This window comes from Pseudomonas saliphila (genome assembly GCF_008638345.1).
GTDB lineage: Bacteria > Pseudomonadota > Gammaproteobacteria > Pseudomonadales > Pseudomonadaceae > Halopseudomonas > Halopseudomonas saliphila.
On sequence record NZ_VTVA01000008.1, the window covers coordinates 19316 to 42169 of the forward strand.

The 22854-nt window shown below is 58.1% G+C and carries 23 protein-coding genes and 2 pseudogenes; 8 read left to right on the top strand and 17 right to left on the bottom strand.

All coding sequences use genetic code 11. The features are described from left to right. The 5 genes from FHK95_RS20250 to FHK95_RS10390 all read left to right on the top strand — a co-directional run bounded on the left by FHK95_RS20250 (nucleotide 1) and on the right by FHK95_RS10390 (nucleotide 6371). Nucleotides 1-789 (top strand): hypothetical protein, encoded by a 789-nt coding sequence (locus FHK95_RS20250; RefSeq protein ID WP_235906764.1) that lies wholly within the window; start codon nucleotides 1-3, stop codon nucleotides 787-789. A 303-nt stretch (nucleotides 790-1092) separates the two neighbouring features. Then, nucleotides 1093-2811 (top strand): acetate--CoA ligase, encoded by a 1719-nt coding sequence (acsA, locus tag FHK95_RS10375; RefSeq protein WP_150304549.1) that lies wholly within the window; start codon nucleotides 1093-1095, stop codon nucleotides 2809-2811. Nucleotides 2812-2836: 25 nt separating this feature from the next. Beyond that, entirely contained in the window at nucleotides 2837-4849 is a 2013-nt protein-coding gene (pdhA, locus tag FHK95_RS20255; RefSeq protein ID WP_150304550.1) for a pyruvate dehydrogenase (acetyl-transferring) E1 component subunit alpha, read from the top strand. Further along, nucleotides 4846-6132: a dihydrolipoamide acetyltransferase family protein gene (locus FHK95_RS10385; RefSeq protein WP_150304551.1), complete on the top strand. Its 1287-nt coding sequence runs from the start codon at nucleotides 4846-4848 to the stop codon at nucleotides 6130-6132. Before pdhA ends, FHK95_RS10385 begins: the two co-directional genes overlap by 4 nt. Then, a complete protein-coding gene (locus tag FHK95_RS10390; RefSeq protein WP_150304552.1) occupies nucleotides 6129-6371 on the top strand; it encodes an acyl carrier protein in 243 nt (80 codons plus the stop codon). The genes FHK95_RS10385 and FHK95_RS10390 overlap by 4 nt, the downstream gene beginning before the upstream one ends. A 53-nt stretch (nucleotides 6372-6424) precedes the next feature. On the opposite strand, the gene FHK95_RS10395 is transcribed toward FHK95_RS10390, so the two are convergent. From FHK95_RS10395 to FHK95_RS10425, 8 genes and pseudogenes are all read right to left on the bottom strand, one after another. Further along, nucleotides 6425-7036, bottom strand: a complete 612-nt coding sequence (locus FHK95_RS10395) for a class I SAM-dependent methyltransferase (protein WP_206668561.1) — start codon at nucleotides 7034-7036, stop codon at nucleotides 6425-6427. A gap of 102 nt (nucleotides 7037-7138) precedes the next feature. Beyond that, nucleotides 7139-7678 (bottom strand): annotated as a pseudogene (locus FHK95_RS20455) (methyl-accepting chemotaxis protein); the annotation flags it as partial. A gap of 318 nt (nucleotides 7679-7996) precedes the next feature. Beyond that, a pseudogene (locus FHK95_RS20460) lies at nucleotides 7997-8785 on the bottom strand (HAMP domain-containing protein); the annotation flags it as partial. A gap of 234 nt (nucleotides 8786-9019) precedes the next feature. Further along, nucleotides 9020-9274 carry a DUF2164 domain-containing protein gene (locus FHK95_RS10405; protein ID WP_150304554.1) on the bottom strand — a complete coding sequence of 85 codons (255 nt, stop codon included), beginning with the start codon at nucleotides 9272-9274 and terminating at the stop codon, nucleotides 9020-9022. 41 nt (nucleotides 9275-9315) lie between these two features. Next, entirely contained in the window at nucleotides 9316-10017 is a 702-nt protein-coding gene (locus FHK95_RS10410) for a DUF899 family protein (RefSeq protein ID WP_150304555.1), read from the bottom strand. A gap of 24 nt (nucleotides 10018-10041) precedes the next feature. Beyond that, complete coding sequence (locus FHK95_RS10415; RefSeq protein WP_150304556.1) at nucleotides 10042-10527, bottom strand: VOC family protein; 486 nt, start codon at nucleotides 10525-10527, stop codon at nucleotides 10042-10044. Nucleotides 10528-10780: 253 nt separating this feature from the next. Then, a complete protein-coding gene (locus FHK95_RS10420; RefSeq protein ID WP_150304557.1) occupies nucleotides 10781-11662 on the bottom strand; it encodes an oxygenase MpaB family protein in 882 nt (293 codons plus the stop codon). A 71-nt stretch (nucleotides 11663-11733) separates the two neighbouring features. Beyond that, a complete protein-coding gene (locus tag FHK95_RS10425; protein ID WP_150304558.1) occupies nucleotides 11734-12084 on the bottom strand; it encodes a DUF3147 family protein in 351 nt (116 codons plus the stop codon). Nucleotides 12085-12500: 416 nt separating this feature from the next. Here FHK95_RS10425 and FHK95_RS10430 point away from each other — a divergent pair, with 416 nt between their 5' ends. Next, a complete protein-coding gene (locus tag FHK95_RS10430; protein WP_150304559.1) occupies nucleotides 12501-13901 on the top strand; it encodes a PQQ-dependent sugar dehydrogenase in 1401 nt (466 codons plus the stop codon). Between the two features lie 46 nt (nucleotides 13902-13947). Here the strand turns inward: FHK95_RS10430 and FHK95_RS10435 are convergent, their stop codons facing one another. From FHK95_RS10435 to FHK95_RS10460, 6 genes are all read right to left on the bottom strand, one after another. Further along, the gene (locus FHK95_RS10435) at nucleotides 13948-14361 is read right to left on the bottom strand and encodes a lysozyme inhibitor LprI family protein (RefSeq protein WP_150304560.1); all 414 of its coding nucleotides are present in this window, start codon (nucleotides 14359-14361) and stop codon (nucleotides 13948-13950) included. Between the two features lie 175 nt (nucleotides 14362-14536). Continuing rightward, the gene (locus FHK95_RS10440) at nucleotides 14537-14842 is read right to left on the bottom strand and encodes a monooxygenase (RefSeq protein WP_150304561.1); all 306 of its coding nucleotides are present in this window, start codon (nucleotides 14840-14842) and stop codon (nucleotides 14537-14539) included. Nucleotides 14843-14956: 114 nt separating this feature from the next. Next, nucleotides 14957-15352, bottom strand: coding sequence for a fosfomycin resistance glutathione transferase (gene fos, locus FHK95_RS10445; protein WP_150304562.1), 396 nt, complete (start codon nucleotides 15350-15352; stop codon nucleotides 14957-14959). An 86-nt stretch (nucleotides 15353-15438) separates the two neighbouring features. Continuing rightward, on the bottom strand, nucleotides 15439-15747 hold the full coding sequence (locus FHK95_RS10450) for a GNAT family N-acetyltransferase (protein WP_235906765.1): 309 nt from the start codon (nucleotides 15745-15747) through the stop codon (nucleotides 15439-15441). 209 nt (nucleotides 15748-15956) lie between these two features. Next, nucleotides 15957-16439, bottom strand: a complete 483-nt coding sequence (locus FHK95_RS10455) for a YehS family protein (protein WP_150304564.1) — start codon at nucleotides 16437-16439, stop codon at nucleotides 15957-15959. 62 nt (nucleotides 16440-16501) lie between these two features. After that, on the bottom strand, nucleotides 16502-16750 hold the full coding sequence (locus tag FHK95_RS10460) for a DUF3297 family protein (RefSeq protein ID WP_150304565.1): 249 nt from the start codon (nucleotides 16748-16750) through the stop codon (nucleotides 16502-16504). A gap of 179 nt (nucleotides 16751-16929) precedes the next feature. Between FHK95_RS10460 and FHK95_RS10465 the strand changes: the two genes are divergently transcribed. After that, nucleotides 16930-17376, top strand: coding sequence for a DUF3010 family protein (locus FHK95_RS10465; protein ID WP_150304566.1), 447 nt, complete (start codon nucleotides 16930-16932; stop codon nucleotides 17374-17376). A gap of 68 nt (nucleotides 17377-17444) precedes the next feature. On the opposite strand, the gene FHK95_RS10470 is transcribed toward FHK95_RS10465, so the two are convergent. Continuing rightward, nucleotides 17445-18659, bottom strand: coding sequence for an ABC transporter substrate-binding protein (locus tag FHK95_RS10470; protein ID WP_150304708.1), 1215 nt, complete (start codon nucleotides 18657-18659; stop codon nucleotides 17445-17447). A 158-nt stretch (nucleotides 18660-18817) separates the two neighbouring features. Continuing rightward, nucleotides 18818-19762 (bottom strand): alpha/beta fold hydrolase, encoded by a 945-nt coding sequence (locus FHK95_RS10475; protein ID WP_150304567.1) that lies wholly within the window; start codon nucleotides 19760-19762, stop codon nucleotides 18818-18820. Nucleotides 19763-20072: 310 nt separating this feature from the next. On the opposite strand from FHK95_RS10475, the gene FHK95_RS10480 reads away from it, so the two are divergent. Further along, a complete protein-coding gene (locus FHK95_RS10480) occupies nucleotides 20073-20978 on the top strand; it encodes an SDR family oxidoreductase (RefSeq protein ID WP_150304568.1) in 906 nt (301 codons plus the stop codon). Between the two features lie 235 nt (nucleotides 20979-21213). Here FHK95_RS10480 and FHK95_RS10485 read toward each other — a convergent pair whose 3' ends face one another. Then, nucleotides 21214-22377, bottom strand: a complete 1164-nt coding sequence (locus FHK95_RS10485; protein ID WP_150304569.1) for a type III PLP-dependent enzyme — start codon at nucleotides 22375-22377, stop codon at nucleotides 21214-21216. Nucleotides 22378-22854 lie beyond the last annotated feature (477 nt).

Consider the following 22854-nt stretch of genomic DNA (forward strand, 5'->3'; position numbering starts at 1 on the left):
ATGAACAGGGAGGGGATCAGCAAGGCGGTTGCCGCGCACGGCCGTGACGGTCGTGCGAAGAAAGTCTGCATGGGGCTGGTGGTAATGGCGGGAGTCGCCATCTACCACCCGGCCTGGGCAGACGACTGGCAAACAAGTTCGCTGGGCCAACCTGTCGTTTGGCAGCAAGGAGGCCCGACGGCAGCAGGCAAAGCGCCAACGCCAACGCCAACGCGCAAACAGGCCGATTTCAAGGACGAAAAGGTCTCCGAGCCCGCACGTAAAGCAGCGAACTGGGTGGTTGATTCCGGCGATAATCAAGGCATGCCCTTCATGATTGTGGACAAGGCACAAGCCAAGGTGTTGATGTTCGACGCCAAAGGACAACTAAGTGGCGCTGCGTCGGCGCTGCTAGGTCTGGCTGTAGGGGATGACACGGTGCCCGGTATCGGCGAGCGCAGGCTGTCAAGCATGTTGCCAGAGGAGCGCACCACACCAGCCGGTCGGTTTGTGGCATCGCTGGGGCGCAACCTCGCGGGTAAAGATATTCTCTGGATAGACTACGATGCAGCAATCTCGCTGCACCGAGTCGTCACTGGCAACGTCAGGGAGCGTCGCGCCGAACGCTTGGCCTCACCGCGTATTGACGACAAACGGATTTCCTACGGGTGCATCAATGTCCCACCGGGTTTCTTCGACAGCGTCGTGATTCCAGCGTTTACCGGCACCAATGGCGTTGTGTATACCTTGCCTGAAACCCGCGACAACCACGCGGTCTTCAACTCCTACTATGAGCACGAGTCCAAGTAAGTATCAAAAAGAAGCTAGTGGGCAGCCGACTGATCGTCGGGTGCCCATGCTCCGCCCTCAAAGCTCACTACACTGCCCCCTGACGCAGTGGACAAGTATCTTCATCTGACTCCAATGACCACCTGCCCCTGATTGAGCCTCGACTACTTTCCTACCGTCCGGACGGCTCAGCTCCACCTCCTTCCTTGATCTATGCTGAAAGAACTCATTACCCGTCAGCGACGCGGCTGACGGGATTGGCCAGAGGCATTGTCCTGACAGGTCAATCCAGGCGGCGAAGGGAAACCACAGGGGACGCAAACAATGTCGGCTAATCTTCCGGACTACGAACAGTTCTGCCGCGATTTCTCCTGGGATCGGGCGCGCCGGGAGCTGGCATGGATGGGCAATGGCCAGCTCAATATCGCCTTCGAGGCCCTCGACAAGCACATGCACACGGACGCGGCAGAGCGCACCGCTATTCGCTTTCTGGCGCGAGACAGCGAGACTCCGGTGGATATCAGCTACCGAGCACTGAACCAGCGCGCCAATCGCTTTGCCAATGTGCTGCAGGATCTGGGCGTTAAGCCCGGCGAGCGGGTCTATGGTCTGTCCCACCGCATTCCCGACCTCTACGCGGCGGTACTCGGCACCCTCAAACATGGTTGCGTATTCACGCCGCTGTTTCCCGCCTTCGGCCCCGAGCCGGTCCGCCAGCGGGTGGAGATCGGCGAGCCGGCGGTGCTGGTCACCAGCAAACGGCTGTACCAGAAGAAGGTCGCCGACTGGGTGGTCGACAAACCCTCGGTGCGCCATGTGCTGCTGATCGATGAACTCGACGAAGCGCCCGAGGGCACGCTGGATGCGGCGGCATTGATGGACGCTGCCAGCGGCGACTATGCCACCCGCGCCATGGATCCAGAGGCGCCCGCCTTGATGCATTTCACCAGCGGTACCACCGGCAAGCCCAAGGGCGTTTTACATGTGCATGCCGCCGTGGTCACCCATCACATGACCGGCCGCTATGTACTGGATATGCATCCGGGGGAAATCTATTGGTGTACGGCAGACCCCGGCTGGGTCACCGGCACGTCTTACGGCATCATCGCCCCGCTGACCAACGGCGTGACCATGGTGGTGGACGAGGCAGAATTCGACGCCGAGCGCTGGTACCGGATCATCCAGAACCAGAAAGTGGCGCTCTGGTACACCGCACCCACGGCGATCCGCATGCTGATCAAGCTGGGGCCGGAACTGCCCCGAGCCCATGACCTGTCCTCGCTGCGTTTCATGGCCAGCGTCGGCGAGCCGCTCAATCCCGAAGCGGTCATCTGGGGGCAAAAAGTGCTGGGCCGGCCCTTCCATGACAACTGGTGGCAGAGCGAGACCGGCGGCATCATGATCAGCAACTACGCCGCTCTGGAGGTCCGCCCCGGCTCCATGGGCAAGCCCATTCCCGGTGTCGAGGCCGCCGTGGCGCGCCGGACCGAAGACGGAATCGAACTGATTGATGAGCCCAACGAAACCGGCGAACTGGTGCTGAAAAAAGGCTGGCCGTCCATGTTCCGCGGCTACCTGCATCAGGAGGAAAAGTACCGCAGCTGCTTTGTTGGCGACTGGTATCTGACCGGGGACCTGGCGCGCCGGGATGCCGATGGCTACTTCTGGTTTATCGGCCGCAACGATGACGTGATCAAGTCTTCCGGGCATCTTATAGGACCCTTCGAGGTAGAAAGCGTGCTGCTCGAGCACCCAGCGGTGGCCGAGGTCGGCGTGATCGGGGTGCCCGACGAAGTGGCCGGTGAATCGGTGAAGGCCTTCGTCTCACTCAAGCCGGGATACCACCCGGACGAGGCGCTGCGCAAAGAGCTCATGGCGCTGGCTCGCAAACGCCTGGGCCCAGCGGTGGCGCCACGCGATATCGCCTTCCGCGATGAGCTGCCGCGCACCCGCAGCGGCAAGATCATGCGCCGCCTGTTGCGCGCACGGGAACTGGGGCTGCCCGAAGGCGACACCTCCACGCTGGAAGGTACCGGCGAATGATCAGCACCGACACCAGGAGCAGACCATGAACGAGGCAAACGCTGCGGGCAAACCTCGGCTGACCAGGGAGCATGCGCTGGCACTGTTGCGCGACATGCTGCGCGTGCGTCGCTCCGAGGAGCGCTGCGTGGAGCTGTATACGCAGGAGAAGATTCGCGGCTTTCTGCATGTCTGCATCGGCCAGGAAGCGGTAGCCGCTGGCGCCATGTTCAATATCGCCGACGACGAAGCGGTGGTGGCTGCCTACCGCGAACATGGTCATGCCCTGCTCAAGGGGCTGACCATGCAGCAGGTGATGGCAGAGATGTACGGCAAGGTCTCCGGCTGCGCCATGGGCCGGGGCGGCTCCATGCATCTGTTCGATGCCGACAACCGCTTCTATGGCGGCAATGCCATCGTCGGCGGCGGCATCCCCCTTGCCGTTGGCCTGGCGCTGGCGGAAAAGATGCGCGGCAGCAACCGGGCCACGGTGTGTTTCTTCGGCGACGGCGCCGCCTCGGAAGGTGTCTTTTACGAATCCCTGAACCTGGCTGCTCTCTGGCAACTGCCGGTGGTGTTTGTCTGCGAGAACAATTACTACGCGATGGGCACACCCATCGCGGTGGAACACGCTCAACCGGAGATTTTCCGCAAGGCCGAAGCCATTGGCGTGCCCGCCGAACGGGTTGACGGCATGAGTGTGGTCCAGGTGGAAGCGGCAGCGCGCAAGGCCATGGCAGCCGCCCGTGCAGGCAAGGGTCCGCACCTGATTGAATGCGAGACCTATCGTTTCCGCGCGCACTCCATGTTCGATCCCCAGCTGTATCGGGATCAGGCTGAGGTGGATGAATGGAAGAAGAAAGATCCCATCGACCGACTGGCCGACTGGATGGCCCAGGCCAAGCTGATCGACGCAGAGCAGCGCAAGGCCATGGAGGCGGAGATCGCCGAGGAAATCGAGCACGCTGTTCAGTTCGCCGACGCGGCGGAGTGGGAGACTCCAGACACGCTATTTGAACATCTCATCCAGCCGCTACCCGAGCCACTGGCACCGCCCCCGGCGCCGGAGACCGAGGCTACGGAAACCACCCTGCGCGAAGCCTTTCATCGCGGGCTCGAGGAAGCTCTGGAACATGATGATCGGGTTTTCCTGATGGGCGAGGACATCGGCCGTTACGGTGGCTGTTATGCTGTCACCCGTGACCTGTTCGGGCAATTCGGTGCCGAACGCATCATCGATACCCCGCTGGCGGAGAACGGCTTCACCGGGGCCGGTCTGGGCGCCGCATTGGGCGGCATGCGACCGGTGATCGAAATCATGACGGTAAACTTCAGCCTGCTGGCCATCGACCAGATCGTGAATAACGCCTCCGCTTTACTGCACATGTCCGGCGGCCAGTTCAATGTGCCGGTGGTGATTCGCATGGCCACCGGAGCCGGTCGCCAGGTGGGGGCACAACACTCTCACAGCCTGGAGAACTGGTATGCCCACGTGCCCGGCCTGCGCGTGCTGGCACCAGCCACCGTGGAAGATGCCCGCTACATGCTCTGGGCGACATTGCAGGACCCTAACCCGGTGTTGATCTTTGAGCATGTCATGCTCTACAACCACAAGGCCGAACTGACCCCGCAAGCGCAGGGCGTGAATATCGATAAAGCCGCTATTCGCCGGCCCGGAACGGACATCAGCCTGATCACCTACGGCGGCTGCCTGTACAAAACGCTGAAGGCCGCCGAGCAGTTGGCCGCCGAGGGCATCCAAGCAGAAGTCATTGATCTGCGCGTGCTGCGGCCGTTGGACACTGACACCTTGCTCGAATCGGTGAGCCGCACCCGGCGCGCGGTCATCGTCGACGAAGGCTGGAAAACCGGCAGCCTGGCCGGCGAGCTGGTGGCGATCCTTACCGAGCAGGCATTCTGGGAACTGGACGCACCGCCGGCCCGAGTGTGCAGCGCCGAGGTGCCGGTGCCCTACGCAAAACACATGGAGCAGGCCGCCCTGCCCAGCGTGGAGGACATTGTCGCCGCCGCGAAGCGGACGCTCGGAGAAGCACCGTGAGCGATTTCATCATGCCCTCGATGGGCGACGACATGGACAGCGCCAAGCTGGTCGAATGGAAGGTAAAACCCGGTGATCGGGTGAAGAAAAGCCAGGTCATCGCTGCAGTGGAAACCTCCAAAGCGGTACTCGACGTCGAGGTGTTCGAGGACGGCGTGCTCGAGGAGCTGTACGTGGAAGAAGGTACAAGCGTGGATGTCGGCACGCCACTGGCCCGGATCGGCGATGGCAGCAATGTCGGCAAGCAGGAGCACGAAGGCGCAGGGAAAGAGGAACCGACGCCGCCGACTGAAACCAAAACCGAACCGGGAGCCACGCCTGAAACCACCCTGGCAAAGGAACCTATCGTGGCGCAGGCCGCCAGTACCACACCCAAAGGCCAACCTGACCAACCGCAAATACCGCGCGCGCAACCGGCTTCGCCCTCGCCGCCGGCCGCCATCACGTCCGAAGCAGGAGGCCGGGTGACGGCCTCCCCCGCCGCGCGCCGCAAAGCGCGGGAGGCCGGCATTGCACTGGCGGAGCTGCATGGCACTGGCCCGGGCGGCGCCGTCGTCCTCCGCGATCTGCAAGGCGCCCAGCCCACCAGACCGGTATCCCGCCCGGAAGCAGGCTTTGACTACGGAAAGATGCGCGGTGCCATCGCCGCCGCCATGAGCCGCTCCAAGCGCGAGATACCCCATTACTACCTGGCCAACACCGTGGACCTGCATGCCGCCGAGCAATGGCTCACCGACTACAACGAACACCAGCCGCCGGAGAACCGGCTGCTGCTATCGGCGCTGTTCATGAAGGCCAGCGCAATGGCTCTGGCCCGCTATTCCGAACTCAACGGCCACTATGCTGAAGACGGCTTCACCGCCGCGTCCCAGGTCAACCTCGGCATGGCCGTGCGCCTGCGAGGCGGCGGCCTGGTGGCCCCGGCCATTCTGGACGCCGATACCTTGACCCTGCCGGAACTGATGCACCAGCTTCGCGATCTGGTGCGCCGCGCCCGCGGCGGCGGTCTGCGCGTCTCCGAGATGGTCGGCGGCACCGCCACCGTCACCGCCCTTGGGGATCGCGGCGTGGACACCGTGTATGGCGTCATCTACCCGCCGCAGGTCGCCATGATCGGTATTGGCCGCCCACGCCGGCAACCGCTGGCGGTGGATGACGGCGTCGCCGTGCGACTGGCGGTGGATATCACTCTGGCGGCAGATCACCGCGTCTGTGATGGACACCTCGGCGGCCTCTTCCTCAATGAGATTGAACAACTGCTACAGCAACCGGAGGCACTGTGAATCGAGATGAACTGCGCAAGGTGGTACTGGAAGAACTGTCCGGTATTGCACCGGATATAGACCTGACATCCTTCGACGACAGCGCCAATCTACAGGACGAATACGACCTGGATTCCATGGATGCGCTGAACCTGGCGGCAGCGGTGCACAAACGGTTGGGCGTGAATATTCCGGACCAGGATTATGCCCGCATGCACTGTGTCGCCGAGTTGATTGATTATCTGGAACAAAGGCTCTGAGCCTCCACCGCACCCAGAATACGCTCCAATCCGGAGCTGCTCTGGCCTTCGGCTCAACCATCCGCAGTCTTGAACCAGCTATAAACCCGCATCGGCGGGAAATTACGCAGTTCCAGCTTACAACTGGATGGCGCCCCCATGATCGGGTCGGTAATCCAGGCTACATCCCGGCAAAACTGATAGGCAATGAAACGCCCATTCTCAGCCAGGCTCGCCTTCACCGCCTGCGCCACGCGGGTAGCCACAGCTTTCGGCATTTTCGAGAAGGGGATGCCGGAGATAATCACATCCGGTTGCTCCATATCGTGCAACGCCAGGATCGCAGCGAGATCCTCAGCTCTGCCCAAGTGATTGGTGAAGCGCGGGTCGGCGATCTCGCCAAGCAGTTCGTGGAAGTAAGGACTTAATTCGATTGAAAGCAGCTGCGCATCCTGACCAAGGTGCCGGAGAAACGTCCGCGTGGTGCCGCCGGTACCCGGCCCTAGCTCAACCACCCGCTTGGCCGTAGAAAGGCCCGACGCATCGACGATCCGTTGCTCCAAAAATCGCGAACTGGGGATAACCGAGCCTACCTGACTCGGCTCGCGTAGGAATCCACGGAAGAAGGCCGCAGGGCTTGTTCTACGGTTTGAATCGGCCTTAGGGCTACCATCTGCTTCCATCATAATCTTCTCACCCCCTGGCTGACTGGACTGGTTAATCGATTATAGCAGCGGGATCTATACCCACCCGGTTCGAAAAATGTGCAGCTCATCCCACGGGTGCGATCAGGTTCTGAACCGCCCTACCTGTTGTTGCAGCCCCTCTGCCAGGCGCGCCAGAGACTCGCTCGCGCCGCGGCTCTCTTCTGAGCTATGTGCAGCCTGATTCGATAGATCGCGGATGCCGCTAATGTTGCGGGCGATTTCTTCGGTGGTCTGGCTCTGCTCTTCACAGGCCGCGGCGATCTGCGTAGCCATGTCGTTAATCTGTAACACCGCCTGAGCCGTGTCGCCCAGCGCGCGCTCGGTACCTGCCGCCTGCTCCACACTCTCGGCTGCCACTGCTGCACTGCGCTGCATCACGCTGACTGCCTGGGCACTGCCAGCCTGCAGGCTTTCTATCATTTTCTGGATGTCCTGCGTGGAGGCTTGCGTGCGACCGGCGAGTGCGCGCACCTCATCGGCCACCACCGCAAATCCACGACCTTGCTCGCCTGCACGGGCCGCCTCAATCGCGGCATTCAGCGCCAGCAGATTGGTCTGTTCAGCAATTGCCTGGATTACGCTCAGCACGCCGCCGATCCGCTCGCTATCCTGCTCAAGCCGGTTGATCACGCCTGCGGCCTCGGTCACATCTCCGGCCAGTCTGCGCAGCGCCCCCATGGTGTTCCCGACCAGTTCCGATGCGGCATGCCCCTGCTTGTCCGCCTGACGGGCGGCTTCGGCTGTATTGTGGGCGTTGCCTGAGACTTCGTGAATGGCCGCACTCATTTCCGTGGCTGCGGTGCTGACCTGATCAATCGCCATGTATTGTTCGTTCACCAGCTGCTGCTGGGTCACGGCTATGGTGCTCATTTGCTGCGAGGCTGATGCGACCTGCATGGTCGAATCGGCCACCTGCTGGATCAGCGTCTGCAGCTGTTCGAGGAACATGTTAACGCTCTGCCCGAGCTGGCCAATCTCGTCCGTGGAGGTGACGTCGACACGCTTGGTCAAATCGCCTTCGCCATCAGCGATATCGCGAATGCGCCCGAGGATGGCCAGCAATGGCTTGAGAATAAGACCCGGCAGGAAGGCGATCAGCAGCGCGCAGATCAGCAACCCGACCAGCGCAACCGTAGTGAAGATCCCGGTATCACGCGCAACGGCTGCTTCGGCTGCTACGACTTCAGCCGCCGACTGGCTGTCGACCTGCTGGGTCATCTGATCGATCAACTCGCGCGCCGCGCTGAAGCGCTCGTATGAGATACCAAAGCTCAGCTCATGAGCCCGCTGGTTATCTGCGAAGGATGTGCTGCGCGCCAGGATGGCCACCTCTTCACTACCACGCTTCCAGGCGTCGAAAGCTTGGGCAAACCTGTCCGCCAGCGCCTTGCCGTGCGTCGAGTCGGTCTTGCTGGCGAAGACGTTCACGCGGTCGAAGGCCTGCTGCATATTGTCTCGATGCTCGGCTTCCAGCCCCGGCTGACTGCCATTCCCTGCAAGCTGCACCAGCGTGCGCTCGGCCACCAGCGCCTGATACAGGTCACGGTCGGCTTCAAGCAGGTTGGTCGCCTGCGGCAGCAGGTCAGAGGAAAATAGTTGCAGGCGAGCGGTGAGATCTTGCACAGCGATGAACGAAACGCCACCCAGCGCGCAGAATAGCGCCACCAGCAAACCCAGCGGCAGTGTCAGTTTCCAGCGAAAGCCTAGATTTCGGAACAGATTGAACATGGTCAACTCCAGCGATGGTGCACTCGGGAAAGCTGGAGCCCACGCGGGCTAAGTCCGTTTAATACCAGCATCCGTAGTATCGGCGGATTAACCTTACACTTTAGGCGGCCATGCCCTTTAACAGGTCTCAAGTCACAGCGTGACCATCCGGTCCGCCAATGTATTTCACTCGCGTGTGGCGGGCCCTGTCGGCCCTTCTCCTCTCCTCCACCCGCTCAAGCAGCATTGCTAGGCTTATTTCCGAAACTCCGTTGGGCGCTCAAGCTCATAGATCGCATCGGACAAGTCTTCGAGCTTACTGGACAGAATGGTCTGAGCGTCGGATAGCCCACGATTATAAAAATATGATCCGACCTCACCGGAGAAGAAGTCGAGCAAGAACTCAGCGTCAAATTGTCCAATTTCCTGCCTAAGCTCTTCCGTGAAGTAACGCTGTATCTTATGAATGATGACTGCCTTTTCATCCTTCGTGAACTTGATGTCTGACATGTACTCTCCATAGGGGCCCGACGCCGCAGCGATGTGTAACCCTATTCTACTGTGGCGTCGGTGCGCGTCCATTGCGCAACGGGGCGGCCATCACGCCGCCACCACGATCCAGCCTCGTCGTCTTGTGGCCAGCCGGCGGGCGAGTCCTCCCACGCTTCCTGTCTGCCGTACGGAGTAAGGTCGAGCAACTGCAGAGTGGGCAGCATGGCCTCAATGCCCCGCCACTTCGTTTCATAGGTTTTGAACACCTCATCGTCTGTGCGCAGGTAGCAGCGAAGGTCACCCCCATTTCGGGTCGCCAGCACATCTGCCGAATCGGCGGTCGAGTACCACGGCGTCGTCCATCCCATGAAATCCCGGTAAGCGACAATCTCGTTCCAGGGACCGCTGCTGAAGACGACGTAGTGCACGTCGCGCTCGGCCAGATAGGCGCGGACGGCGGCGTTCATCGCGGCTTGGCTGTGCGTGCATCCTTCACACTGCTTATCGTGAGGCGCACCCTCGTTCCACATGAAGTGGTACACGAGCAACATGCGCCGGCCGGCGAAGACATCGTGCAGGGAGATGGAGCCGTCCGGCCCCACGACCTCTACCGGCTCCATTCGCATCATCGGCAGGCGCCGTCGAGCGGCTGCCAGTCCGTCGCCGGCGCGCGTGTGCGCCTTCTCGCGGTCCAGCAGTTCAGCACGGGCCCGCTCCCACTCATCACTGCCAACGATTCTGGGTGTTGCCGACTCTGTCATGGCATTCTCCTCTGAACATGCGCCTCAGCCACGGCATGCTTGTTCGATCCTAGCTATATCAATCTTTTGCATCGTCATCATTGCATCGAATGCACGCTTGGCTGCCGCCTGATCTGAATGGGTGATCGCTTGCATCAAGGCGACCGGAGTGATCTGCCAGGAAATCCCCCATTTGTCTTTACACCAACCGCAGTCACTCTCCTGACCGCCATTATCGACGATTGCGTTCCAATACTGATCTGTCTCGGCTTGATCGCTCGTCGCAACCTGAAACGAGAATGCTTCGCTGTGCGTGAACGCAGGCCCGCCGTTGAGCCCAAGGCACGGAATGCCCATGACGCTGAATTCAACGGTCAAAACGTCACCTTCCTTACCCGACGGAAAGTCGCCCGGTGCACGGTGAACAGCTTCTACGGAAGAGTCAGGAAAGGTATTGGCGTAAAACCGTGCCGCGTCTTCGGCATCGCGGTTGAACCAGAGGCAAATTGTATTCTTCGCTGGGGTACTCATATCGCATCACACCTCGCAGCCGCGCTAGTAAGCGTGAAGACTGCGCCACCAAATCGTCCGCAAACAGCCTCATGGGCGCTTATAGCGCCATGCTGGAAGCATCGCACGGACGACAATCATCCACGTGAGCAGTCTCATTATTTGGAGTCTAGCGTCAGGTTCCGAGAGTTCCAGCCTGCTTACCCGCGCGGATGACGAACGTAATGCAGAGCGATGGGCGCCCCCAAAACAGCATCCGTTGCTGACTCCTCCGTCATAGCAACGGCGCTCCGTTGCGCAGGCGTCTGCGAAAGTCCCACAGCACAACGAGGAAAGGCAGTTGCCGAATAACCCTCGGCAGGCAACGGTTTACGAATGCGACAGCCGAGATGAGCAGATCAAATCTTTTTTGCTGCTTTGCTCCCCAAGTAAAATGCATTTCCTCACGCACCTTAGGCGGAAGAAAGCCGGCAGTAAGGAAACGATTTAACGGCCCCAAACTTAGACTGAATACAGCTGGAAGGAACTTCAACTCTGCGATGTCGGTTAGATAGGCACGCACCGGCGGGTCGATGTGGATGCGCGCCAGCTCTAGCTGCCAATAGGTCTGAAAAGCCGTGAGATCGGACGGCCACCGCTCCGGCGAAACCTGGAGCGTGGTACCCAATGCAGCGGCACGCTGATAGAAGATGCCAGCCGATACCGGATCGGGCTCCCCGCGCAACAGACGCCAGGTGTCAGCAAACCCCCAGTAAAGGCAAGCCGCCACCCATAACTGCAAGTCATGATCAAAGCCGTTGTACTGCACGGGTGATTGCGGTGTGGAATAAACCTGCGCATGCACTGTATTAATGGCCTGCCGGTAGGCCTGTTTTTCCTCGTCCGTACCGGCCAGCGCTACGATGAGATAAGTCAATGTAGTACGCGTGCGCTTGAGCGGACGGCGAAAGATCTGCCCGCTTTCTACGCGGCTTTCCAGCACGCCATAGCCCACCCCAGGGCGCGCCAATTGCAGGATGACATTCGCACCACCTGCCAAAAGTGAAACCGCATCCAGAATACCGGGGAACTGTTGATCCAACTCGCGTGCGGTCAATGGGATTGGCTCGCGCGCCCGCGCGGGTATTAGTTGTGATCCTGTCCCATCCGCATTCATTTTTGTTCTCCGGGCAAATGCACGTGGGCAAACTCTAAAGGATGTTCATGTTGCCGATTAAAAAAAGACCTTCAAAGCTCTATTCCATAGTGACGGAGAACCACTACCATCAACAAATAGCATATTGCGGTGATACCGATTGATACCCCAAGGCTGAGGTAGAAATTGACCCCATGGGCCAGGAAAATCGGCAGCGCAACAAACAGTGCCAGCGATGGCAGAACCAGCCAAAATATGCTGCTTGCAAGCTCGGTGACCCTGCCAGCGTCCCCCGTGTCAATGTAAAGCCAGAGCATTGCCAGGACGGAAGTCAAAGGCACTGATGCCAGAACAGCCCCGACAAATGAACTGCGCTTGGATATTTCCGAAATCAGCACCACAAGCACAGCGGTTACCGCGACTTTTGCGATGTAGTAAATCAACTGTGTGTACCTCTTGCTGGCAACGTACCCCCCCACCCCCCCATTTCACAAAAACTCTAGGTAGCCAGGGACTACGAAATGGCCGTTCAAGCCCGCAGGCGACCTTACTGCGCTTGGTAATACCGTAACGCAGTATTATGGACGGTTCGGTCAGTGGCCCTTCTCAGACTGCGTGATCGGACCTTATGTTCATCTGAACCCAATCAACTCAGGCGCGGGGTTCGAGCCTTATGGGGCAGAGACTCATTGAGGTTCTACGCCTCCGCAATCGTCGTTGGCTTGCGAACCAGGCTGCTCCATGATTTTAATGGCGCTCCATTGCCCAGGCGTCTGCGAACGTCCCATAGCGTTGCTATATTTCATTCAGCGAGGGTTGGTTACAACTTCGCCCCTCAATCTCGTTGAGGCCGAGAGCGATGACCACTGGATCACCACTGAATGGGGGCGTCACCGTGAGAACAACCGCATTCACATTGGTACTGCTTTCTCTGCTTGGCCTCTTGTCAGCCTGCGGAGGACATGCGCGGTTGTCGCCGCAAGACGGGGCCGGCACTAATCCGCAGTTGCCGCAGCCCAACCCCACCCTGATTCCCATCGTCGAGATCGCCCCAGCGGTCGGGTGGTCCGAGGGCGCTACTCCGACCCCAGCCGCAGACCTGGAGGTGACGGCCTTTGCCCAGGGTCTTGACCACCCGCGCTGGCTCTACGTGCTGCCGAACGGCGACGTACTGGTCGCCGAGACCAACGCGCCACCGGGGAAAAGCGGAATTGGCGGCATCAAGGGATGGATGATGAAACGGGTCATGAAACGCGCCGGAGCCGCGGTACCGAGCGCCAACCGCATCACCCTGTTGCGCGATACCGATGGCGACGGCAAGGCCGACTTCCGCAGTGTATTTCTCCAGGGCCTGCATTCGCCCTTCGGCATGGCATTGGTCGGGGACACGTTGTACGTGGCTAATGCCGATGCATTAGTGAAAGTGGCTTATCAGAGCGGCGAGACAACCATAACCGCTACGCCTGCCAAGGTTATTGACCTGCCCGGCAAGGGCGACGAGCTGAACCATCACTGGACCAAGAGCCTGCTCGCCAGTGCCGATGGCGCCCACCTATATGTGGGCGTCGGATCCAACAGCAACATCGGAGAAAACGGCATGGCTGTCGAGCACATGCGCGCCGCGATACTTGAGGTCGATGTTGCCACCGGCGCGACGCGGGTATTCGCTTCAGGCCTACGCAATCCGGTGGGCCTGGACTGGGAGCCGCACACCGGTGCGCTGTGGGCAGTGGTTAACGAACGCGACGAACTCGGCAGCGATCTGGTGCCCGATTACCTGACCTCAGTGCGCCGGGGCGCTTTCTACGGTTGGCCATACAGCTATTTCGGCCAGCACGTCGATGAGCGCGTAAGCCCCCAACAACCAGAGCTGGTGGCTCGCGCCGTCTCGCCTGATTTCGCACTCGGGGCGCATGTGGCGCCGTTGGGGCTGGCATTCAACAACAGCGGCGTGGCCGGGTTTGGTGCGGGCGCATTTGTCGGCCTGCATGGTTCCTGGAACCGACGGCCGTTGAATGGCTATGAAGTGGTTTTTGTACCCTTCGCCGACGGGCGCCCAACCGGCCCAATGCAGGTCGTGTTGTCGGGCTTCCTGGATGCGGACGGCAACGCTCGCGGGCGGCCTGTGGGAGTGCTACTGGATGGACGTGGAGGTCTGCTGGTGGCCGATGACGTTGGCAACGCAGTCTGGCGCGTAACGGCAGCGCGCGAGACGCCTGACCCTGTCCCCACCAAGGTTTCCACTGCCGGACCTCGTTAAAAAGAACCTTCAGCCGAGCCTAACGAATGCGTGTGTCGTTGATTGACTACTTTTTGGGCTCTGGCAGAACTGGAGGCGTACTGTCCATATAGGTTAGGAAATTCGCCCAAACCTCATGCGTTCTCTGCTCCGTCAGCTGCGTTTTACATGAAATAGCCATTACATCTCGAATAGTGCCTTCACGCCATTTCGTATAAACAGAATCACAATGAGATGACATATACTCCAGCCAATCTTGTTGGGCAACCTTAATGGACTCGATCAACTCAGGATCATTAGCATTGTGTTCAAAACTCACTTCGAGATATTTGGCTAGTTCACTCTGAGCCAGCTCTAATTCGATGGCTGCACATTGATTAATCTCAAGTGTCGTCAAAGCATTACCGCAGTCAGCAGGCTTATCCTCTGCCGTAACGATAAAAGATAAGCCAGCCAGCATTATTGCAATACACTTTTTCATAAGTCGCCTCGAAAAGGATCCAGCAGAGATGGACACGAACGCGCTCACGAGAAAGAGCCGTTTCAGGGTTGGCTCAGAGTGAACCTCCTGTCCTGCTCTTGGCCCACCTATCGGGCGGTGCCTGGAGGAACTGCTGACTCGATCCCATCAACGTTTTTATGACTACGATTCTTGACTAGGCGACAGGGCCTTTATTGATAGCCGTTAGAGGAATGTTTACATCGAAGATCTGTACTCTAATGTCCTTTACTCCCATCTCTTGCAAGCGCGCCGAATGCATTTTCAAATAAGCATCAGCCGTCACCTCATCTTCAAATAGATAAATACCTCCGCCTAATTTATTCTTTTCACTTTCAGTCCAGATTTTCCAAATAAGGCCCGGCTCATTATTGATTGACTCAGCTAAGCCTGCCATCTTGCTTGCCATTTCATCACCAAACGGGCCTTCGAAATCGAAATCCACCTGCAATAATTTTTTCACGGCCGCTCTCCCGTTATTCTGTTAGTAAGCACGGTAGAAAATTAGGGACAAGTTTAGAAGCGAATAGCCGCGCCGACCAGCTCATTGGCTTTTGTAGTCATGGCGCGGAGGGCTTTAGCACCACACCAGCCCCTTATAGGGCGAGCTCGCCAGCTCAGCCAGCCGGCTTGCCAACGTTCCGCAATGGAGCTCAAGTCGATGCCCGTCCGGGTCGAGGAAATAGATAGAATCGCCCTCACTGGTATTCTGCTTCCATTCTTCAACACCGGCCTGGCTTAGAGCTTGCAGCACCACAAACTCCTCTTCGCCGACGCTGAAAGCGACATGTGAGTCGTCCTTGCCGGGCACCGGCTGCCCCAGACTCAAACATAGCCACGTATCCCCCGCTGTCAGATAAGCGCCAGCATCCCAGAAAACGTGTAGCTTCATTCCCAATAGATCACGGTAGAACTCAATCGACGAGCTCAGGTCCCGAACCGAAAAGGTGATGTGGTTGATACCAGTGATCATGCGCTCTACCTCGAGAAAACGTAACGCACAGGTTCTGCTAATGAAATTGCAGTACTAACCAGGCTAAATAACAGCTTCTTCACTGCCTAACCGCGGATCCGTGTAGCGCGTTCAAGCACCCAGCAGCGCGGATTATTGGTAAAGCCGATGTATTCGTAATAGCTGTTTGCAGAAGGAGCCGCGATAAGAATGAGCTTACACCGAGGGCCAAGCTGATTTTGCGTGATAATTTGCAGCTGCCGGCCAATGCCCCGGTCCTGACGAGACCTACACACGGCAAGGTCCGACAGATAGTAGGCATAGTGGAAATCAGTCACAGACCGAGCAATGCCGACAAGCGTTTCGCCCTCCCAAGCGGTAACGGTCAGGTTGCTGTTTGAGATCATGCCTTCCATGCATTGACGATCCTGTACAGGCCGCCGCTCTCCCAGCGTGGAGCGTACCAGCAGATCTATGAATTGATCAGTGGTGACGGGGGCGTTGATTCTATACTCGATGTCCATGGCTTCCCTGGGCAGCTAACGCTTGTCGTCGCGGCAGTTTCAAAAGGTAAGACCTGACGCCACTTCCCATGGATGGTTTATTGGTGTCGAGCTGGACGGTCCTATTCTAGCTCTGGATCGATCTCACCAGGTCTGAATTGAAGTTGAATGCCTAGCAGAAACTTGCGAAGGACCTGATCCTTGCACTCTCGATAGTTCTTATTGCCGGGCTTGCGGAAAAAAGCACTTAACTCATGTTTGCTCAAACGGAAGTCAGCTAACTCCAACATGTGTAAAACGCCTTCAGCCTGCAAATTGAGAGCGATCCGCAGTTTTTGCAATACCATATTATTATTAACACGCTCTTCTAGCGGTGGTTGCGCTCCATCGCGCTTGCCTCGCTTGAAGTTAATAAGCCCATTCAGGAAAGCCACCATTTCCCTGTCGCTCATCTTCAGAAAGCCTTCGTCGTCCTCTCTTTTTAACCAGGCAGCCACCTGCTCCTCGGTCACGTCAACATCGGCCAAGGCGACTATGTCGATCACAGCACTATCTTTTAAATCAAATGCATAGCGTAAGCGGCGTAAAATATCATTGTTGGTCAAAATTAAATTCCTGGTTTTCAGATAAGCCAAACGTCTTACAGATAGTAACTGGAGGTTTTGGTTTAGCTGTAAAAGGCTTCAACCGTGCCCTTGAGCGTGATCAGCAGTGGCTGTCCGCGGCGGTCCAACCCTTTAGGGGAAGGCGTTTTTATCCAGCCTTCGCTGATGCAATACTCCTCGACGTTGGTACGCTCTTTTCCGTTCAAGCGAATGCCAACATCATGTTCGAAAATTTCTTCTACATAATATGGGCTACGGGGATTGCTCGACAGTCTATCCGGTAAAGGAGGTGGCGATTTCGTATCGTTCATGCGGTGATCCTGAGCTGGAATAAAGCCGACCATCTTAGACAGTAGAGAACCAGCACTCAAGAACCGCAGCAAGGTTTCCAGCACCGAAAATTGACGTCCGGAGGCGATTTGGCTGCAATCCCCCTGATGCTCAGGAATTTTGCGCTACAATGCGCCGGTCTAGCCAAACCGGGTGCTCTATGAAAGTGTGTGGTGTTGAAATCAACAGTAATGATGTGAATGTATGTCTGTTATCGCTGACAGATGAAATCTTTGAGCTGCCTGGTTTTCGCTCCCGGCGGCTGACGTTGACAGACATCAACAGCACACGCGAGCTGCGTTATTTTCAGCAGACCTTCGCCAAGTTGATGCAGGATTACCAAGTGGACCGGGTGGTGATCCGGCAGCGACCGATGAAGGGCAAATTTGCTGGCGGCGCGGTCGGTTTCAAGCTGGAAGCGGCCATCGAATTGATCAGCGATCTGGACGTGATAATCATGTCCACGACCGATATCAAGGAATCATTGAAGCGCAACCCGATACAGATTGACTATGGCGAAACTGACCTGAAGGTCTACCAGGAGGTTGCCTTCAATACTGCCTATGCTTATCTGATGAAAGACAAATACGCCCCCAGGGAAGAATAGCGGCGCCCGGCAGCGCGGCCATTCTCAGTTGGGAACGCAGCATGCGTTCGTGGAAACCGTGCGCTGCTTTACCGCAACTGCTCAGGCTGGTTATGCGCACGCCGCTCGGTAATCCACTGCTCTTTGCTCATCGCAGCCTGCTCACCCGGCATATCCGCCAGCAATTCAAAATAATCCTTGCGCAGAGGGTCAAGCATGACCTCGGCGCGGGGCTTGATGCGTACCGCATAAACCGTCTGCACATTCTGGTGGTCAAAAGCGCGCCAGGTCTGAGCGTCCTTTAGCAGCTGATATTCATGCCCTTCCAGCGCGCTGATCAGTCGCTCGGTATCCAGGCTGCCGGTACGTTTTACCGCATCTGCCCACTGATAAACGATGCTGTAGGCCGAGGCGGCGGAGGTGGAGGGATAGGTCTGGTAGAGTTCGACAAAGCGCTCAACAAAAGCCTGCCCGCGGGGGTGGTTGTACACATAAGGCACATTCCAGGTCCATGCGGAGGCGCCCAGCACACCTTCCATCAACGCTGGCCCAGCCTGTTCGACCATGCTCAAGGTCAGATTGGGCACCACTACCTGCGTCGACGTGGTCAGGCCCATTTGGTGAGCCATGCGCATGCCCTTCACCATCTGATTGCCAAACAGCACCAGCACCAGGACGTCCGGCTTGGCATCTACCGCTGCCTGCATGGCCACCCGGAGATCTTTCTGCATTGAGCTGGGGAAGGGAATCAGCGTTCGACCATGTTCGCTAACGTCATCTGTGCCGGTGAAGTGACGCATGGATTTCTCAGTAGTATGGCCCCAGGTGTAGTCGGCGGTGACGTAGAAGTAGCGACTATCCGGCATCTGCTCGTTCAACTGCTGCCCCAGTACGCGGGACGCCATCCAGGCGTTGTAACTCTCGCGAAACATGTGCCGGTGAGCATCCTTGCCCGTCGTGTCGTTCGAATAAGTAAGGGTGCCGAAATACAACAAGCCGAGATCGCGAGCGCGTTTCCCGGCTGCGACGGCTACTGCACTGGATGCGCCACCGAAGAGCATTTGAGCGCCTTCGGCTGCCAGTTCATTTACATTGTTGACCGCTCGATCTGGCTTGGATGCTGTATCGCGCTCCAATAAAGCCAGGGGACGTCGAAGGACGCCTCCCGCCTGATTGATCTCATCCACTGCCATGAGCGCACCCCGGGTCTGCATCAGACCCTCCTGCTTGTACTCGCCAGAGCGGGGCGTGTTAAGCCCAAGCAGTATAGGCTCTGCAGCATTCAAAGCCGGGGCGATCAGCATCCCGCAGAACAGACTACCCACCAGGCAATACTTCCTTGTGTTCTTCACTTGGCCGATCCTTGTTATTTTTATTGGATTTATAGTAAAGGCCAACATATACCTCAGTAGCTACGCTCAGGGGATTAGCTATTGGTCTATAGCTACCAATGGTGACTACGCTACGGCAAATTGGACCGAAACTTCCGGTAGTCTTCAGCCACTTCGGCTGGTGCTTCCATCATCGGCAAATGGCCTGTGTCGGGGAGCAGGAAGACCGAACTACCGTCGATAAGTTCGCGTAGAACCTCAGCCGAGGAGTGATGGAATAGCTTGTCCTGTTTGCCCCATACGATACGCGTGGGGACGGACAAGCCCGCAGCGATGCGTTCGAGAGGCTGTGATGCCGCCTCTTGATTGAGTTCTGCCATGATCCGGCTGTGAAGCCTGTAGTTCTCAGTGGCGCTTTGAGCAAAGGCATCCTTGACGGGATCGGGGTAGTAAGGCGCTCGCTCGGTGGTCAGCTCGAGTGATTGGTCCAGGTCTTCGCGATTACTCACGACCAGTGGCAGCTGCTCGCCGCGCTGTAGACGTTTTATCACTTCGCTTGGCTTGGCGCTCATTACGCCCGACGGTGCCAGCAGCCATAGACTCTTGACTGTGTCGGGATACCGCGCGGCGTAGGCGGTAGCAATGCGGCCACCCATGGAGTTACCACCGAGATGCACCTTATCCAAGCCCAGCGCCTCGATGATGTCGGTCAGATAGCGAACTTGATCGGGCGTGTAGTAACGGCCGTCAGCCGGTTTATCGCTGTCGCCAAACCCCGGGAGGTCTAGGGCGATAACCCGGTACTGGGACGTCAGGTGGTAGGCAACCCTGTTCCACTCGTCCTTATTGGCACCCATACCGTGAAGCAGAAGCAGGGGCTCTCCCGTGCCGCCTTCGAGGTAAGCAATGCGGAAGCCGGGGATATCCACTGTGCGCGATTCGAGATCGGCCAGTTTGTGCTCAACCGCGAGATACGCGGCGGACACGTGGAGAGGCGGCCCTGCATGGACCCATGCGGCGATGCCCGCCAGGGCCAAAGCGCAAGCACCGAGCGCTGATAGAACAAGTCTTTTCATTTTGTAATCCCGGGCCGTTAGCTATTGATGCGCATACACGCAGCTGCTCTGGCACGCTGCATAGGCGGCAGTAACATTGGATCGGATTTCAATGTTAAGTTTTTGCGCAGCGCAGATTCTGCGACGTACTTCCGTTTTGACTCGCGCGTTGCGGAGGCGCATCGCGCGGGATCGGTCAGTGCGCAGCCTGGAAGCGATATTCAGCAGCTTATGCCGGGCTATTCACGTTACCCCTGCCCCTTGGCGAATTGAAACAAGTGTTTAACACTGGCAGTCCTTTTTTCAACGCCCGTATACATAGGAGCATTTCATGAGCGATATCCGTTTTGACGACAAGGTCGTCATCGTAACCGGCGCCGGCGGCGGTATTGGTCGTGCGCACGCGCTGTTGTTCGCCAAGCATGGCGCCAAAGTCGTGGTTAATGATCTGGGTGGCAGCACTCAGGGTGAAGGCGCGAACAGCGAGGCAGCGTTGAAGGTCGTTGAAGAGATCAAGGCCGCCGGCGGCACTGCGGTAGCCAACCCGGACAACGTGATCGACGGCGACAAGATCGTCCAGTGCGCGATGGATACCTTTGGCCGTGTCGACGTGGTGGTCAATAACGCCGGCATCCTGCGTGACAAGAGCTTTGCCAAGATGACCGACGCTGACTGGGATCTGGTCTACAGGGTTCACGTTGAAGGCGCGTACAAGGTCACTCACGCAGCTTGGCCGTATATGAAGGACAGCAACTTCGGGCGGATCATCTTCACTGCGTCCACGTCCGGCATCTACGGCAACTTTGGACAAGCCAACTACGGTATGGCCAAACTGGGCCTCTACGGTCTGACCCGCACCCTGGCCATCGAAGGCCGCAAGAACAACATCTTCGTCAACGCCATCGCCCCGACTGGCGGTACGCGCATGACCGAAGGTCTGTTCCCGCCTGGGGCGTTCGAAAAGCTCAAGCCGGAGCTGGTCAGCCCGCTGGTGGTGTACCTGTGTTCCGAGCAGTGTCAGGAAACATCCAGCCTGTTTGAGGTGGGCGGTGGCTGGATGGGCAAGGTGCGCTGGGAGCGTTCACTGGGTATCGGCTTTAACCCCGACGAAGGATATAGCCCGGAAGATGTAGCGGCGAATTTCGAGCAGCTGTGCAGCTTCGAGAATGCGGTGCATCCGAAGGATAATATCGAGGCGTTGCGTGAGTTGATGGCGAATATTCAGAAGTTTAGTTGAGGGAGGAGCTCTGCTTCTAAGGAGCAGAGCTTTCCTAATTCTATGAAGTTGACTGCTAGGTTCGCAGCGGTTTCCATCTAGGAACCGCAGAGCACAGGCCGCGATCGGTCTCGATGGAGTGGAAATGGAGCAGCTCCGAGGGGCAGGCGGGCTTTAGTACGAGCTGGTGCTCGAACCTCCCGGGGATCGGCGCTTCCGCCATCGCCGCTACATGTGGCGATGACGGGCCCGAAAATCAGACGTAAAACGCTTCCAGCGGCGGGAAGCCGTTGAACTCGATGGCGCTGTAGCTGGTGGTGTAAGCACCGGTGGAGAGCCAGTACATCCGGTCGCCGATGGCGAGGTTCAGCGGCAGGCCGTACTTGTAGTTCTCGTACATGATGTCAGCGCTGTCGCAGGTAGGTCCGGCGATAACCGCTTCTTCCAGCTCACCCGTTTTGCCGGTCCAGATCGGAAATTTGATCGATTCGTCCATGGTCTCGATCAGGCCCGAGAATTTGCCGACGTCGGTGTATACCCAACGCTCCAGCGCGGTGTGCGATTTGCGCGACACCAGCACCACTTCGCTGACCAGGATGCCGGCGTTGGCGATCAAGGAGCGGCCTGGCTCCAGAATGATCTCCGGCAATTCGTCACCGAAATCCTCGTGCAGGAACCGCGTGATTTCTTCGGCATACACCTTGAGGGTGTTGGTCTTGGTGAGATAATTGGCCGGGAAGCCGCCGCCCATGTTGATCATCTTCAGGACAATGCCGTCCTCTTCCTTCAGACGCTCGAAGATCACCTTCACCTTGCCAATAGCGGCATCCCAGGCGCCAATATCGCGCTGCTGAGAGCCAACATGGAAGGAAATACCATAGGGTTCCAGACCCAGTTCACGGGCCAGCACCAGCAGGTCCATGGCCATGTCGGTCTGACAACCAAACTTGCGTGAGAGCGGCCAGTCGGCAGTGGTGGAGCCCTCTGTGAGAATTCGAACATAGACTTTGGAGCCCGGCGCGGCCTTGGCAATATTGCGCAGGTCAGCCTCTGAATCGGTGGCGTAGAGGCGCACGCCCTTTTCGTAAAAGGCGCGAATATGACGGGATTTCTTGATGGTATTGCCGAAGCTGATCTGTTCTGGTTTGACGCCCAGCGCCATGACCTTTTCCAGTTCGTAAATAGAGGCGATATCGAAGTTCGAGCCCTTGTTCTTCAGCAGGGTCAGCACTTCGTTCGACGGATTGGCCTTCACCGCGTAGTAGATATTGCCGTAGGGAAAACCTTCGACCAGCTCATCATAGGCACGATCAATGGTTTTCAAGTCAACCACCAGGAAGGGCGTTTCATGCTGATCGGCGCACTTTTTGATGCGGTCGAAGGTTTCCTGGTCGAAATAATCTTCAAGTTTAATGGACATGGCATGGCTCCAAAGCTACGAAATTCAGTTTCGGGGCGGGTGAGGACATGGATGATCAGATGCAGGGCAGACAGGCGGCCTGACTCTCTCCCGCAGGAGAGCGGCGCCTTCCGACGGAAGCGACTCTGAACGCATACTCAACACACAACCCGGGGGTGCGAACGTCTGATCAGTATCCCCACTTTGGTTCGCCTACTTCCCAAGGCGTGCGCCGAAAGCAATAAGCCCGCAAAACCGCGGTCTTGCTGTCTCGTCGTCAGTACTTGAGCCGTATGGATCGTGCCAGCGTCAACGTTCGCCGCGAACCATAGAACCTTGCGAACACGGGGTCAATACCCGTTCGGAAAAACCTCCTGGCGGACAATCTGGTCGCAAGCCGCAGCCTGCCAAGCGCGCCACCCACCGGTCATTCGGTTGCTGTTCAGCGTAGGCCCATGGCTCTGGCGGACAGCGCGGCATCGTGGTGTGTTTCGCAGG